Source organism: Arthrobacter sp. AOP36-F1-5 (genome assembly GCF_058137995.1).
The window spans coordinates 1,599,176-1,612,098 of record NZ_CM176892.1 but is presented as its reverse complement, the minus strand read 5'-3'; the positions used below and the strand labels follow the sequence as shown (position 1 = coordinate 1,612,098).

At 63.3% G+C, this 12,923-nt stretch carries 14 protein-coding genes; 5 read left to right on the top strand and 9 right to left on the bottom strand.

Annotated features, from left to right (window positions below; genetic code table 11):
• The first annotated feature begins 23 nt into the window (after positions 1 to 23).
• Positions 24 to 797 (top strand): GntR family transcriptional regulator, encoded by a 774-nt coding sequence (locus tag AC3ZI9_RS07435; protein WP_444554651.1) that lies wholly within the window; start codon positions 24 to 26, stop codon positions 795 to 797.
• A gap of 408 nt (positions 798 to 1,205) precedes the next feature.
• On the opposite strand, the gene qcrB is transcribed toward AC3ZI9_RS07435, so the two are convergent.
• The 4 genes from qcrB to ctaE form a co-directional block, all read right to left on the bottom strand.
• A complete protein-coding gene (gene qcrB / locus AC3ZI9_RS07430) occupies positions 1,206 to 2,873 on the bottom strand; it encodes a cytochrome bc1 complex cytochrome b subunit (protein ID WP_444554652.1) in 1,668 nt (555 codons plus the stop codon).
• Between the two features lie 2 nt (positions 2,874 to 2,875).
• A complete protein-coding gene (gene qcrA, locus AC3ZI9_RS07425) occupies positions 2,876 to 3,919 on the bottom strand; it encodes a cytochrome bc1 complex Rieske iron-sulfur subunit (RefSeq protein WP_444554653.1) in 1,044 nt (347 codons plus the stop codon).
• A gap of 73 nt (positions 3,920 to 3,992) precedes the next feature.
• Entirely contained in the window at positions 3,993 to 4,781 is a 789-nt protein-coding gene (gene qcrC, locus AC3ZI9_RS07420; protein ID WP_444554654.1) for a cytochrome bc1 complex diheme cytochrome c subunit, read from the bottom strand.
• Positions 4,782 to 4,837: 56 nt separating this feature from the next.
• The gene (gene ctaE, locus AC3ZI9_RS07415; protein WP_444554655.1) at positions 4,838 to 5,476 is read right to left on the bottom strand and encodes an aa3-type cytochrome oxidase subunit III; all 639 of its coding nucleotides are present in this window, start codon (positions 5,474 to 5,476) and stop codon (positions 4,838 to 4,840) included.
• A gap of 192 nt (positions 5,477 to 5,668) precedes the next feature.
• Between ctaE and trpD the strand changes: the two genes are divergently transcribed.
• Positions 5,669 to 6,685: an anthranilate phosphoribosyltransferase gene (gene trpD / locus AC3ZI9_RS07410; RefSeq protein WP_444554656.1), complete on the top strand. Its 1,017-nt coding sequence runs from the start codon at positions 5,669 to 5,671 to the stop codon at positions 6,683 to 6,685.
• A 65-nt stretch (positions 6,686 to 6,750) separates the two neighbouring features.
• Here trpD and AC3ZI9_RS07405 read toward each other — a convergent pair whose 3' ends face one another.
• Both AC3ZI9_RS07405 and AC3ZI9_RS07400 read right to left on the bottom strand, forming a co-directional pair.
• Positions 6,751 to 7,029: an Lrp/AsnC family transcriptional regulator gene (locus tag AC3ZI9_RS07405; protein WP_444554657.1), complete on the bottom strand. Its 279-nt coding sequence runs from the start codon at positions 7,027 to 7,029 to the stop codon at positions 6,751 to 6,753.
• Positions 7,030 to 7,088: 59 nt separating this feature from the next.
• On the bottom strand, positions 7,089 to 7,478 hold the full coding sequence (locus AC3ZI9_RS07400; protein ID WP_444554658.1) for a DUF3054 domain-containing protein: 390 nt from the start codon (positions 7,476 to 7,478) through the stop codon (positions 7,089 to 7,091).
• A gap of 92 nt (positions 7,479 to 7,570) precedes the next feature.
• Here AC3ZI9_RS07400 and AC3ZI9_RS07395 point away from each other — a divergent pair, with 92 nt between their 5' ends.
• Both AC3ZI9_RS07395 and AC3ZI9_RS07390 read left to right on the top strand, forming a co-directional pair.
• The gene (locus AC3ZI9_RS07395) at positions 7,571 to 8,170 is read left to right on the top strand and encodes a hypothetical protein (RefSeq protein ID WP_444554659.1); all 600 of its coding nucleotides are present in this window, start codon (positions 7,571 to 7,573) and stop codon (positions 8,168 to 8,170) included.
• Positions 8,171 to 8,173: 3 nt separating this feature from the next.
• Complete coding sequence (locus AC3ZI9_RS07390) at positions 8,174 to 8,770, top strand: hypothetical protein (RefSeq protein WP_444554660.1); 597 nt, start codon at positions 8,174 to 8,176, stop codon at positions 8,768 to 8,770.
• Here the strand turns inward: AC3ZI9_RS07390 and AC3ZI9_RS07385 are convergent.
• Positions 8,763 to 9,113 (bottom strand): SdpI family protein, encoded by a 351-nt coding sequence (locus AC3ZI9_RS07385; protein WP_444554661.1) that lies wholly within the window; start codon positions 9,111 to 9,113, stop codon positions 8,763 to 8,765. The two genes, AC3ZI9_RS07390 and AC3ZI9_RS07385, sit on opposite strands and share 8 nt — an antisense overlap.
• A 164-nt stretch (positions 9,114 to 9,277) precedes the next feature.
• On the opposite strand from AC3ZI9_RS07385, the gene AC3ZI9_RS07380 reads away from it, so the two are divergent.
• Positions 9,278 to 9,631: a VOC family protein gene (locus AC3ZI9_RS07380; protein ID WP_444554662.1), complete on the top strand. Its 354-nt coding sequence runs from the start codon at positions 9,278 to 9,280 to the stop codon at positions 9,629 to 9,631.
• Between the two features lie 169 nt (positions 9,632 to 9,800).
• Here the strand turns inward: AC3ZI9_RS07380 and AC3ZI9_RS07375 are convergent, their stop codons facing one another.
• On the bottom strand, positions 9,801 to 11,045 hold the full coding sequence (locus AC3ZI9_RS07375) for an NAD(P)/FAD-dependent oxidoreductase (protein WP_444554663.1): 1,245 nt from the start codon (positions 11,043 to 11,045) through the stop codon (positions 9,801 to 9,803).
• Positions 11,046 to 11,230: 185 nt separating this feature from the next.
• Positions 11,231 to 11,632 carry a DUF302 domain-containing protein gene (locus AC3ZI9_RS07370; protein WP_444554664.1) on the bottom strand — a complete coding sequence of 134 codons (402 nt, stop codon included), beginning with the start codon at positions 11,630 to 11,632 and terminating at the stop codon, positions 11,231 to 11,233.
• Between the last annotated feature and the right edge of the window lie 1,291 nt (positions 11,633 to 12,923).

Genomic DNA, 12,923 nt, shown 5'->3' with positions numbered 1-12,923 from the left:
CATTGATGAATGGTGGGTACCGCATGTCGCATAGACCGCCCGTTCCGGTTGCCGGAACCCTGGATGCCTCATCGCCGCTGAAGAAGCATGAGCAGGTGAAACAAATCCTGCGCCACCATGCCACGGCGGTCTGCGACCCGGGCCGGGCCATTCCTTCCGAGCGCGAGCTGACCGAACAGTTCGGGGTCGCCAGGATGACCATCAGGAATGCCATCGACGCACTGGTCGACGACGGCGTGCTCGAACGCATCGTCGGTGTCGGGACGTTCGCCGCCTTCCCGAAGGTCGATCTCCAAGTTAAGCTGACCTCCTACAGCGAGGAGATGGTCCGCCGCGGGATGGTCCCCACGGGGAGGGTCCTCCGTTTCGACGAGGTCCCCGCCACCGGTCAACTGGCCCGCGAAATGGAATTGGATGACGGTACCCCCGTGGTCCGTCTGCGTCGCCTGCTGTTGGCCGACGGCCTGCCCATGAACTTGGACGAGAACTACCTGCCCTCCCACCGGGTTCCGGGGTTCCTTGATGATCCGGCACCCAGACAGCTTTACGCCTCATTGAACGAGAGGTACGGGCTGGTCATGCAGTGGGGCGAGGACCAGGTCGAGGCGACGGCGGCGACCCATCACGACGCAAAGCATCTGGGGGTCGATGCGGGCACCCCGCTGTTGAAGATCCAACGCCATGCCTACGTCAAACGCGAGCTCGTGGACTATTCCGTCTCGCTCTACCGCGCGGACCGCTATAAGCTCTTCGTGCCGCTCCAGAGGCCCGGGACACGCCAGCCCCGCTCCCTCTGACGCACTGACCGGCCCCGGGCCCACAGGAGCCCCCTGGGACCGTGGGGGACACGGTACGGTGACGGCGCCCCTTCGGAACCGGCGGCATCCGATGCACCGGGCCGTCGTCACGACCGCACGGGCTCCCGCCCGGCCGGCTTGATCCGTGGACTGCTAGCAGGGGTAGTGCCGCCTTCATCCCTCCCCGGGGCGTCCGGAAGCGATCGCGCGGCACCCCAACATCCCCGCCGCCATCGGGGCTGACCTCGCCCCCGACCGGCTATGCACCCGGTACAGAGCGGAACCCCGTTCTTCGATTCAGTGCCAGGGATCCACGGGGACGAGGCGTTCGGCACGGGAGGTGGATGCAACACAAGGGACCCCGACCTCAATGGTCGGGGTCCCTCGTGGTGCCGAAGCCGCTAGTGTCTAGCGATCGATCGATGCGTCTTCCGACGACTCCTCGATGGCCGGGGCGTGGTGGCCATGGGCGGCCTCCAGCTCGGACGGGGTCACCGGTGCGACACGATCTTCGAAGAAGAACTTCGAGACTGCACCACGCGCCTTCTCACCGCGGCTGACATGACCCGTGCTGTCGGCTTCCGCCGGCATGACCTCGTGGGATTCGAAGGCAACCAGTTTATAGCGCTTGTAGACGTCCAGCTCGGCGTGCTGCTCCGAGAAGCCGCCCTCGGGCGACATCTGGATGACGCCGGCCTCACGGCCGTGCAGCACGATCTCGCGGTCCTTGCGCTGCAACGCCAGGGCGATGCGGCGGGCCACGATGAACCCGAGGATCGGTCCCAGGAAGAACAGCACCCGCAACCAGTACGTCACGTCGTTCAGTGACACGTGGAAGTGCGTGGCGATGAGGTCCGAGGAGGCCGCGCACCACATCACGCAGTACCAGATGACGCCGGCCACGCCGACACCGGTGCGGAACGGGGCGTTGCGCGGACGGTCCAGCAGGTGGTGTTCGCGGTCGTCCTTGGTGACCCATCGTTCGATCCACGGCCACGCGAACATGGCGCCGATGAGGATTGCTGCAGGAATCATCGGGATCAGCACGTTCAGGATGAGGTTGTTTCCGCCCCACGGGAACGGGATGATCCATTCCAAGCTGAAGTTGCCCAGATAACCAGGCATCAAACGCAGGGCGCCATCAACCCAACCGATGTACCAGTCGGGCTGGGTACCGGCCGAGACGGGGGAGGGGTCGTAGGGTCCGTAGTTCCAGATCGGGTTGATCTGGAAGAAGCCCGAGATCAGCGCAACGATGCCGAAGACGATGAAGAAGAACCCACCGGCCTTCGCGGCGTAGACCGGGCCAACCGGGAAGCCGACGACGTTGTCGTTGGTCCGGCCGGGGCCGCGGTACTGCGTGTGCTTGTGCACGACGACCATGAACAGGTGGATGCCGATCATCAACAGGATCAACGCGGGAACCAACATGATGTGCATCATGTACAGGCGCCCGATGATCGCTGTTCCGGGGAATTCCCCGCCGAACAGGAAGGCCGAGATGAAGGTACCAACGACCGGCAGTGCCTTGATGACACCGTCGATGATGCGCAGGCCGTTGCCCGAGAGCAGGTCGTCCGGCAGCGAGTAGCCGGTGAAACCGGCTGCCATCGCGAGGATCAGCAAGGTGCCTCCGACGACCCAGTTCAGCTCGCGCGGCTTGCGGAAGGCCCCGGTGAAGAACACCCGGAGCATGTGCACCGATACGGCTGCCACGAACAGCAGCGCGGACCAGTGGTGGACCTGGCGCATGAAGAGCCCGCCACGAACGTCGAAGGAGATATCCATCGTCGAGGCCATGGCCACCGACATGTGGACGCCCTTGAGCGGGTTGTAGCTGCCTTCGTAGACGGTGTGGGCCATCGAGGGATCGAAGAAGAACGTCAGGAACGTTCCGGAGATCAGCAGGATGACGAAGGTGTACAACGCCACCTCGCCGAACATGAACGACCAGTGGTCGGGGAAGATCTTGCGACCGAATTCCTTGACCATGGCCGAACCGCCGACACGGGTGTCAACGAAGTTCGCAATCTTGCCGGTCGAGGTCTTGGGACGGTACTCAGTAGTTGAGGACATGATTAGCCACGCTCCCAGTAGCTCGGACCGACGGGCTCATGGAAGTCGCTCTGGGCGACCAGGTAGCCCTCCGAATCGACAGTAATCGGAAGTTGCGGAAGTGCGTGACCGGCCGGACCGAAAATGACCTTGCATTCCTGCGTGAGGTCGAAGGTGGACTGGTGGCACGGGCACAGCAGGTGGTGCGTCTGCTGCTCATACAGGGCAACGGGGCAACCCACGTGGGTGCAGATCTTGGAGTAGGCCACGATGCCGTCGTGGTGCCAGGTCTCGCGCTCCGGGGAGATTTCCATCTCCCGCGGATCAAGACGCATGAGCAGGACAACTGCCTTGGCCTTCTCGTTCAGCGGATCCTCGGTGTCGTCTAGACCTTCGGGGATCACGTGGAATGCCGAACCGATCTGGACATCCGAGGCCTTGATCGGGGTGCCCGAGGGGTCCCGGACGAGCTTGGTGTCCTTGTCCCACATCGTGTAACGCAACCGGTCGACGATCTCATTGGCGGTGGCGCCGGTGCGGTCCAGGTCGCGGAACATGAAGATGGCCGGAATCGGAGCCAATGCCACGGCGGCGATCAGCGAGTTGCGGATCAGCGGACGGCGCTTGATGCCCGTCTCGTCGAGGATGTCGCCGATCATGGCTTCCGCTTCCTGGCGTTCAGCCTCGGGGCGGATCTCATGGCGCATTTCGGTGATTTCGTGGTCCGGCATCAGGGTCTTGGCCCAGTGCACGATCCCCACGCCGATGCCCATCATCGCGAATGCGGTGCCCAGACCCAGCAGGGTGTTCTGCAGCCGGATGCCGCTGAATGTACTCGTGCGTCCCACGACGAAGTAGGCGACGAAAAACAGTGCGGTGCCCAGGATGGACACCACGAACAGCAGGGTTACCTGGCGTTCAGCCCGTTTAGCGGCGCGCGGGTCAACGTCGGCGAGACGCGGCCGATGCGGGGGCAGGCCCGGGTCCTGGAAACTTTCCACGGAGCCCTGACCGGCCTTAGCAACGGTGCCCGGATCGTTCGGACTGCCGTGACTATGGTCGCCCATGTTCTCTCTCATCCTTTTCTCAAAATTCCTTGGTACGAAGTGTGGTGTGCGGGCCGTGGCCCGCAGCGCCGGATCAGGACGGCCGGGAGGTCAGCCAGATCGTGAAGGCGATGACGATGGCCAGGCCGCCGGTCCAGATGAGGAGGCCTTCGGAGACCGGGCCGAGGGAGCCGAGGCTGGCACCGCCGGCGGAGCCCTGTGCATCGATTTCCTGGAGGAACGTGATGACGTCACGCTTTTCCTCGGGGGTGATGTTCGAGTCGTTGAAGACAGGCATGTTCTGCGGGCCGGTCGCCATGGCCTCGTAGATGTGCTTGCTGCTGACATCGGAGATCCCGGGAGCGAACTTGCCACGGGTCAGTGCGCCGCCGGCGGCACCGGCGTTGTGGCACATGGCACAGTTGACGCGGAAGACCGTGCCACCAGCGGCCGAGTTGCCCTCGGTCGTGTCGACTGCCTCGTCGTCCGGCACTGCGGGACCGGCGCCGAGGGATGCGACGTACGCTGCGAGCTTCTGTGTTTCCTCGTCGCCGAACTGCTTCGGCTTGGCCTGGGCCTGGGGCCCCTGCATCTGCATTGGCATGCGTCCGGTGCCAACCTGGAAGTCGACGGCTGCGGCGCCGACACCTACAAGCGAGGGGCCATCGGTCGTGCCTTCGGCATTCATGCCGTGGCAGGTGGCGCAGTTGGCGACGAAGAGCTTATTGCCTTCATCGACGTCACTGGCGCTATAGGTCGTAGCGGCCTTGGCCTCATTGACGCTGCCCGCCGCGGCGTACAGGCCGCCGGTGATGAGCAGGCCCATCAAAAGCAGCGCTACGGCGGCGAGCGGATGGCGGCGCCTTTGCGAAAGAGCCTTCACTTGCTGGTTCCTCACTTGATTTGGTTGGTGATGCTTGGGTGCCTGGGAGGCCGGTGCTACTTCAGGAAGTAGATGATCGCGAACAGAGCAATCCACACAACGTCGACGAAGTGCCAGTAGTACGACACGACGATGGCGGAAGTTGCCTCGAAGTGACCAAACTTCTTGGCCACGTACGCTCGCCCGATGATCAGGACGAAGGCGATCAGTCCGCCGGCCACGTGCAGGCCGTGGAAGCCTGTCGTGATGTAGAAGGCGGAGCCATAGGCGTTGGAGCTCAGTGACACGCCATGGTGGACCAGCTCGGTGTATTCAAACGCCTGCACCGAGACGAAGATCGCCCCGAGGATGAAGGTGAGGATGAACCACTCGACCATTCCCCACTTGCGGAAGTTCAGCAGGCCGCCGAGGCGACGCGGCTGGAGATCCTCGGCGCGGAAGACACCGAGCTGGCAAGAGAAGGAACTGGAAACCAGGATGAGCGTGTTGATAAGTGCGAACGGGACGTTCAGCTTGGAGGTCTCGTTCGCCCACAACTCCGGCGAGGCAGCACGGAGTGTGAAGTACATGGCGAATAGCGCGGCGAAGAACATCAGCTCGCTGGAAAGCCAGACGACGGTTCCGACCGACACCATGTTGGGACGGTTAGGCGCAGGGTGCGCCTGGGCATTGAGGTTATGAGTCGCAGTTGTCACAGAGCCATTATGGCTACAAAAGTGCTCCTGACACCAATGCATTCGAGGCCGAGTCGCTTCTTTTTGGCCGGGTCAGGCCTAAGTTCCGCGGAATATCAAGGGAGAAACAATTCCGCACTTTCTACAAAACGTAGATAACCTAGGTGCGTGTCAACGATTTCTACGCCATCAGAGTTCCCGAATTGGCCAACTATGCTCACCTCCCTCATCCGCGGAGACGATCTTTCGACCGCGGATGCGACGTGGGCGATGGGTGAGATCATGGGCGGAAATGCCTCCGACATCCATATCGCTGGTTTTCTGGTTGCTCTTCGAGCCAAGGGTGAATCGGTGGAGGAGCTGGCAGGACTCGTCGAAGGCATGATCGCCAATGCCCGGCCGCTGGAAATTCCGGGCGAGAAGCTCGATATCGTCGGCACCGGTGGCGATCGTCACAACACCGTGAACATCTCCACGATGGCCGCGTTGGTGTGCGCGGGGGCCGGGGCGCGGTTGGTCAAGCACGGAAACCGAGCCGCTTCCTCTTCCTCCGGTTCCGCCGATGTCCTCGAGGCCCTCGGGGTTCGGTTGAACGCCCCGGCCGAACGGTTGGGCACGATCCTCGATGAAGCCGGCATCACCTTCTGCTTCGCCCAGATGTTCCATCCCTCGATGCGCTTTGCCGCAGCGGCCCGCTCGGGGTTGGGGGTCGCGACGGCGTTCAACTTCATGGGCCCGTTGACGAATCCTTCACGTCCTACCGCGTCTGCGATCGGCTGCGCCGATGAACGCATGGCCCCGCTGATGGCGGGCGTCCTGGCTTCCCGGGGCTCCCGGGCCCTGGTCTTCAGGGGCGATGACGGTCTGGATGAGATGACCACGACCACGGCGAACCACGTCTGGGAGGTCCGTGACGGCTCGGTGGCTGCCTCGGTCCTGGATGCCAGGGATCTCGGCCTGGAACGGGCCACGCTGCACGATCTGCGCGGCGGGGATGCCCGACACAACGCCGCCGTCGTCCACGAAGTCCTCGACGGTGCCAGGGGGCCGGTCCGCGACGCGGTGGTCCTGAATGCGGCGGCCGGCCTGGTCGCCTTCGACCTTTTGGCCACAGGCAGTCTGACAGAGCGTCTGGAGGCCGCTGCCAGGCGCGCGGAGGAGGCCATCGACTCCGGTGCCGCTCATCAGGTTCTCAGCCGCTGGATCGCCTCCACGGCCGTCGGGGGGTAGTCGCGGAAGAACCCGGTGCGACCGACGCCGCACCGGGTCCCGCTTGGGGGATCGACCCCCGTGGTCTATTCGAGCCCGAGCGAGAACGCCGCGTCGAGGTCGTGTTGGGAATATGACCTGAAGGCAATATGCGTGGTGGTTTCGACGACGCCGTCGACCTTGGAGAGCCTGTTGGCGATGACCTCAGCCAGATCCTCGTGGTTGCGGACCCGGGCAATGGCAATCAAATCCGAGTCACCGGCCACGGAATAGACTTCACTGATCCCCTCCAGTTCGGAGATTTCCTGCGCGCATTCCGGGATGCGGTCCGCTGCGGTCTGGATCATGACAAACGCGGTGATCATCTCGTGTCCCTCCACCTTCCGGTACCGGCGGCGTCCGGTACTTGTTTCGTGCTTCGACCCTAGTTCACAGCACCAGCGGAGTGCACCTTGCGACGGACCAAAAGACCCGAAACCAGTCTGCGGCCGAGGAGGAACGCCCCGAGCACGACGGTTGCCACGATGATGAACGGCACCGCGGCGGTTGCCCCGAAGAGTATCCGGAGTATCAGCCCCAATGCGACGGTTCCCACCCAGGTGATCACCCCATGCGGCCAGATCCGATGAGGCTCCCGCCAGAGAGCGGTGATGCCTGAAAAGACCAGCAAGGAAATCAGGAACGGGCCGGCCGTCCCGAGGATTCCGGCGAGGTCCAACCCCTCGGCATGCGAGCGACGGCCCAGCACGGCGAAGATGATCACCAGCAGCAGATCGATGACGAGTAGTGGAATCCATTGTCGAACATTGCGCATGGCTGACAGTCTATCGAGATCAAAAGCCGCCGACTTCTTCAGACAAGCCATCAGTCTTGTATATGTAACTACAAAGCTTTATCCTTGTTGGCATGATCGTCTTGACCATCGACCAACGGGATTCACGACACAACCCCGACCGGGTCGAAGTTCTGGTGGCCCGGTTGAATGCCGACTTCCCGGTGCTCCGAGCCTTCGAGCGTACCGCGGGGGACGAGCTGCAGGGCGTCATGGATGACGGCGTAGCAGCCGTGCGCCTACTCCTGGAGGTGGCCCGGAGCGCTCGGTGGAGCGTGGGCCTGGGGGTGGGGAGCGTGAAATCCCCGCTACCCCAACAGACGCGCGCCGGCTCCGGCGAGGCCTTTGAAGCAGCCCGCGACGCCGTCGAACGCGCCAAGCACGCCCCGGCCTCCGTTGCGGTCTCGGGGCGCGGGGGAGAGGCGGAACGCCTCGAAGCCGAACTCCAGCTGGTCGCCGAGGTCAATGGCCGACGCACCGAAGCCTCCTGGGCTGCGGGCCTGCTCATCGACCAGGGCCTCTCGCAGCATGAAGCCGCCCTTCGCCTGGGGATCACCCAGCAAGCGGTTTCCAGCCGTCTCGCCACCGGACTATGGCTCCCGTGCCGCCAACTGGCCGAGCAGGCCGGGGTGGCCCTGGCCCGGTACAACACACAATTCGGGGAAGGGGAGTAGCGGATGCCTGTTTTGGTCTTGTTGATCCTGGCCGGAGCGTGTGGGCTCCCGCAGTATTTCCGTCGTCTTCGCGGAAGCACGAACCGCTGGCTCTACCTCACGGCGTCGGTCCAGCTGGCCCTGTTGGCCGCGGCGGCCCTCCTGGCCGCGGCAGGCACGGGTGGCATCGCGTGGGGAGCGGCCGCCTCGTTCGCCGTCGTCGCGGCAGCCGTCGGCGGGGGACCGGTGACCATGAGCATCCTGCGCCTGTCGGAACGCTCCGTCGCTGCCGATCTGCGCGCTGAAGGAACCCGGGCTTCGGGGGACCGCTCGTATTTGCCACCTCCGCCTGAGGCCTCCGCCACCGGTCCGGCAGATTTCCACGGCGAAGTCGTGCTGCAGGGAGGCGCGTGGATCGGCGTGCTCGAGCGGACGGCGATCTCCGTGACGCTCTGGTGCGGATGGCCGGAGGGTCTGGCGATCGTGCTCGCGGTCAAGGGGCTTGGACGCTATGCCGAACTCGGCAAGGACGGCGCCGCCGAACGGTTCATCCTGGGCACCTTTGCCAGTGTTCTGTGGGCCTGCGCCTGCACGGGCATCGCCGTGCTCGCCACTAGCTAGGGCTGTTCACCGCATTGGCAGCCCGAACACCGAGCACCGCACCAACGATGACGAAGACGACCATCGCCGCATAAGCGCCCAGGACGGTCCACTCCGGCATGCTTGCGCCCGGGATCAGGATGAGGATTCCGGTAAGGAAGGGGACCAGCCCGGCCAGCATCAGCCATGGGCCGGCGACAACATGGGTTTCTTCCCAGGCGTCGTCGGAGGCCCTCGTGGCCGGCAACCGGATCCCGATCATCGCGCTGGCCGGTAGCCGGCGGGCGCGCCCGAGCCCACCCAGCACGGCGATGAGCATGCCGATCACCGCCATGATGATTCCGGTCGCGATGGCATCTTCCATTATTTCCCCCCGAGGGTCGGTGTGGTCCCGGCCGTGGGGCCGAGGACCGTGAAAGCGTACACCCAGCGGAGAACCGGCTGAGGAAGAAGAGGTAGGCCGACGCCCCTCGACAGGGGCCGGCCTTCGGTGGAGGATCGACGGTAACGATCCACGTGGAGGTTCCCATGCATTCGCTCAAGATCACCCCCAATGTGCCGGTGGAGGACATAGAGGCCGCGAAGGCGTTCTACACCGGATTCCTGGGTCTGGCCGATGAGGAATTCAATCTGGGTTGGGTGGCCCGGTTTACCTCACCGCTGAGTGGAGCCAATGTTCAACTCGTCACCCGGGACGAGACCTCCCCGGTCGATTCAAAGATGTCGATCCACACGGACGACGTCGACGCGGCCTACTCGGAGGCCCTGGAACTGGGGTACGACATCGTGCATCCCTTGAACACCGAGTCCTGGGGAGTCCGCAGATTCCTGGTCCGTGCGCCCGACGGCACCGTCGTCAACATCGTGCAACACCGCCCCTGACGCTCTGCGACAACCTGATGGCGCCGTCGCCAGCAGTGCCCCCGCCGAAGAATCATCCCCCCGTCTTCGACCGGGCTCCGCGTGGAACCGGCCTGAGCCGCTGAACCCCACTGACTTGTTCCCCCGGAACCGGGCGGCGCGCCGGCCCCGGGTCATGGGCGGAAAATACCTAGGGTCGGGACGCCTGCACCAATTGCGTCAGAGGCACTGCTGGATTGGCTAGTTCAGCTGGATCCACCCGGGCTTGGGAACGAATCAACTCCTGGACCGGTTCGATGCCCTCATCCCACGCGTTGACATGCAGACCAGCGACAACCACGTCGTCAACAAGCCAGAAAGCGTGGAACCGATCGGCAGCAAGATCCCCGCGGATCACCGGATCATCGGCCCTCCTGGCATCCACTCGTCCGGCGTACTCCAAGGCAAGGTCGTACTGGTCGGTGAAGAAGAAGGGTGCCGGGTCGAAATCGGAGGACTGTCCGAGCATTGAATGTGCGGCAATTTTTCCCTCCATTAGTGCATTATTCCAGTGCTCGACCCGCATTTGCCGGCCATAGAGGGGGTTGGCCACGCTAGCGATGTCGCCAGCGGCGAAGACATCGGGCGCCTCGGCCTGCATCCGTGAGTCGACACGGATGCCGCCGTCTTCGGCAAGCAACCGCTCCTCGAGAAATCCAGACTCAGGAACGGCCCCGACCCCCACGATCACCACGTCGGCAGGAAATTTTGTGCCGTCGTCGACGACGACGGATTCGACGCTTTCAGCGCCTTCCAGCCCGACCACACGACGCCCCAGTTCGAATTCGACGCCATGGCTTCGATGCACGTCAGCAAAATACCCGCCCAGGAGCGTTCCCATGGATGCCTCGAGCGGGGCTTCGCCCGGACCGATCACGGTGACCCGGCATCCCTTCTGCAGAGCGGCATCGGCAGTTTCCAGTCCGATCCAGCTCGCACCGACGATCACGACGTTCGGCGCGTTGTCCAAGGCGGCACCCAACGCTTCGGAGTCTTCAAGGGTTCTCAGGTAGTGCACACCGGCAAGTTCGGCACCGGGCGCTTTCAATCGTCGGGCACTTGATCCGGTTGCGATCAGGATCTTGTCGTAGTCCAGCGTCGTATCGTCGTCGAGAACCACTTGGTGATCGTCGCTCCGCAGCGCTACAGCTCGAGTCCCGAGACGGACCTCGACCTCTTGTTTGTCGTACCACTGTTGGCCCAGCAATGACTTATGCGAGAGCCATCCTTCATTTTTCAGATAGGACTTCGACAGCGGTGGCCGCTCATAGGGAAGGTGGGATTCGGCGCCGACGAGCACGATCCGCCCGTCAAAGCCTTCTGCACGCAACTTCTGAATAGCAGTCCCGCCGGCTTGCCCGGCACCGACAACGACGAAAGTTTGTCCAGTAGGCATTTCCTGCTCCTTCGAGGGGCGTTTTGGGCCACCATTCGTATGAGCTGACCGGAGAAACGCCCGTCATAGTAGACGAATCTGGAGGTTACCACGCCCCAGAATCCGGGGGTCCGCGGACCAGGACCCTGCACGGACGCTCCGTCATCACGGCCCCTCCGCCCCTCCAGACGGTTTAAGCAACGGCGTTAGCGGGACCCCAGGGCTTCATCGACGATCGCAGTCAGCCCGACGAGCCCCTTGACCTGATTGCTCTCCAACCCATGCCGTTCAGCGAGACGGGCTGGATCGAGGTAGACAACCTCCACCATGCCGGTCGCGTCCTCCCGGACGAGTACTCGGCTGGGCAGGTCCAGGGCCAGGTCCGGCTCTCCGCGCATCAGCGGTGTGCCGACCGCGGGATTGCCGAAGATCACCACGGCGGTCGGGGGGAGCTCCAAATCAACTTCGGCTGCGTTGGCAGCGTGATCAATGACCGCAAACAACGTGGCCCCGTGATGGGCAATCGCAGCGGTCAACAACCTGAGGGTTTCCCCGTGGCCAAATCGGCTGGGGCGAACCACCAACCCTCGCTCTTCAGCATTGCTCATTTCAGCCTCCACCTGCTCAATTGACCGAACAGCCAACACTTCCAGGCGCGGGGAAGCGCAACCGGGCCGCGGCGCGACGACCGTTCGTGGGAATACCTTCATACCATTGCAGCCCGCCGAAGCGGGTTTCTCCAACCGTCAATCACTCTGATGGTTTCGGTGTGGAATATCCGAGTTGCGGCAAAACCACGAATCAGCCTGGAGACCGGCAGTTGGAAGGTCGAATGGATCTCCCCGCGCCGGCGCCCGACACCCGTAGGGAACGCGGTCTTCATCCAGAGTCGGTGCTGGCGGTGGAGTCTTCCCGTCTCACTTGGGGTGGACCACGAATAGCCAGGAAACTATTCGCGTGACTCAACTGACTTCAAACGGGCTTGCTCCAGGTATCTCTCGGCAGTCGAACCAAACCATCAAATCCAACATGCGATCAGGTCACGGACGGCCCACGTTCATCCTCGGTCAGGGCGGCCTACGGGGATCTCGCCACGTCGTCTCCTCGAGCGCTTTCACGGATATGCATACCCGTTGACGTCAGGGCTAGGGCAAGGACTGCAGCCGAGAAATCAGAAGGTCCGAACAAGTCACCAACACAGAGTAATGCCAGAGAGATGCGTCTCGTGCCGGGAGAATGAGCGCATGGAGGAACACTCGCTCGGCGCCAATGCCCCTAACGTCACCGCTGTGTAAACCCGCTGGGCCGAATCCGCTCTCGCTCATCCGGCGGCCGTAAGTACCTGCCCGGAATCCACCGTTGAGCACTTCGGTGATTCCTCTCGCCTCGCCGACGAACCCCTAGGCAAGGTCCTGCACGGGGCAAAACCGGCAACATCGGAGCTCGTTTCCGAGATCAGGGAACACGGCGATGACTTGCCAGGGGTTGGATCCCTTGAGAGCTGGAATAGCGGGCACCGCAGGTATAGGGAACGTGACTGCGTCGCCCGCGACGATGTTTGGATCCGAGCAAGACAGGATAGTGTTCGAACGCTTACGGGTGACGTGGCCTCGTGAATTGACCGACTAGACCACATCCCTGCCAAATAATGACAGGATGCCCGTAGAACGCCACACAAAAGGGGAAGAAATCGTTGTGCGGGCGACGTTGAAGTCCACGGGTAGCCCTTTTGGGCAACGACGGGGGAGCACGAGTAGGTCATACGGCAATTACCATCGACTTGTGTTTAGTTCATTCGCCCGAATCTTCCCCGCAGACCGTCCCGTGGCGAGCGCCTTCACTCTAATAGGGATCTCGTTCCTGGCGAGTCTGGCGCTCGGTCTGGTCGTCGGGCTGTTT

Coding starts and splice junctions, on each gene's coding strand:
- AC3ZI9_RS07435 (WP_444554651.1), top strand. CDS start 24: ATGTCGCATAGACCGCCCGTTCCGGTTGCCGGAACCCTGGATGCCTCA.
- qcrB (WP_444554652.1), bottom strand. CDS start 2,873: ATGTCCTCAACTACTGAGTACCGTCCCAAGACCTCGACCGGCAAGATT.
- qcrA (WP_444554653.1), bottom strand. CDS start 3,919: ATGGGCGACCATAGTCACGGCAGTCCGAACGATCCGGGCACCGTTGCT.
- trpD (WP_444554656.1), top strand. CDS start 5,669: ATGCTCACCTCCCTCATCCGCGGAGACGATCTTTCGACCGCGGATGCG.
- AC3ZI9_RS07405 (WP_444554657.1), bottom strand. CDS start 7,029: ATGATCACCGCGTTTGTCATGATCCAGACCGCAGCGGACCGCATCCCG.
- AC3ZI9_RS07400 (WP_444554658.1), bottom strand. CDS start 7,478: ATGCGCAATGTTCGACAATGGATTCCACTACTCGTCATCGATCTGCTG.
- AC3ZI9_RS07395 (WP_444554659.1), top strand. CDS start 7,571: ATGATCGTCTTGACCATCGACCAACGGGATTCACGACACAACCCCGAC.
- AC3ZI9_RS07390 (WP_444554660.1), top strand. CDS start 8,174: ATGCCTGTTTTGGTCTTGTTGATCCTGGCCGGAGCGTGTGGGCTCCCG.
- AC3ZI9_RS07385 (WP_444554661.1), bottom strand. CDS start 9,113: ATGGAAGATGCCATCGCGACCGGAATCATCATGGCGGTGATCGGCATG.
- AC3ZI9_RS07380 (WP_444554662.1), top strand. CDS start 9,278: ATGCATTCGCTCAAGATCACCCCCAATGTGCCGGTGGAGGACATAGAG.
- AC3ZI9_RS07375 (WP_444554663.1), bottom strand. CDS start 11,045: ATGCCTACTGGACAAACTTTCGTCGTTGTCGGTGCCGGGCAAGCCGGC.
- AC3ZI9_RS07370 (WP_444554664.1), bottom strand. CDS start 11,632: ATGAGCAATGCTGAAGAGCGAGGGTTGGTGGTTCGCCCCAGCCGATTT.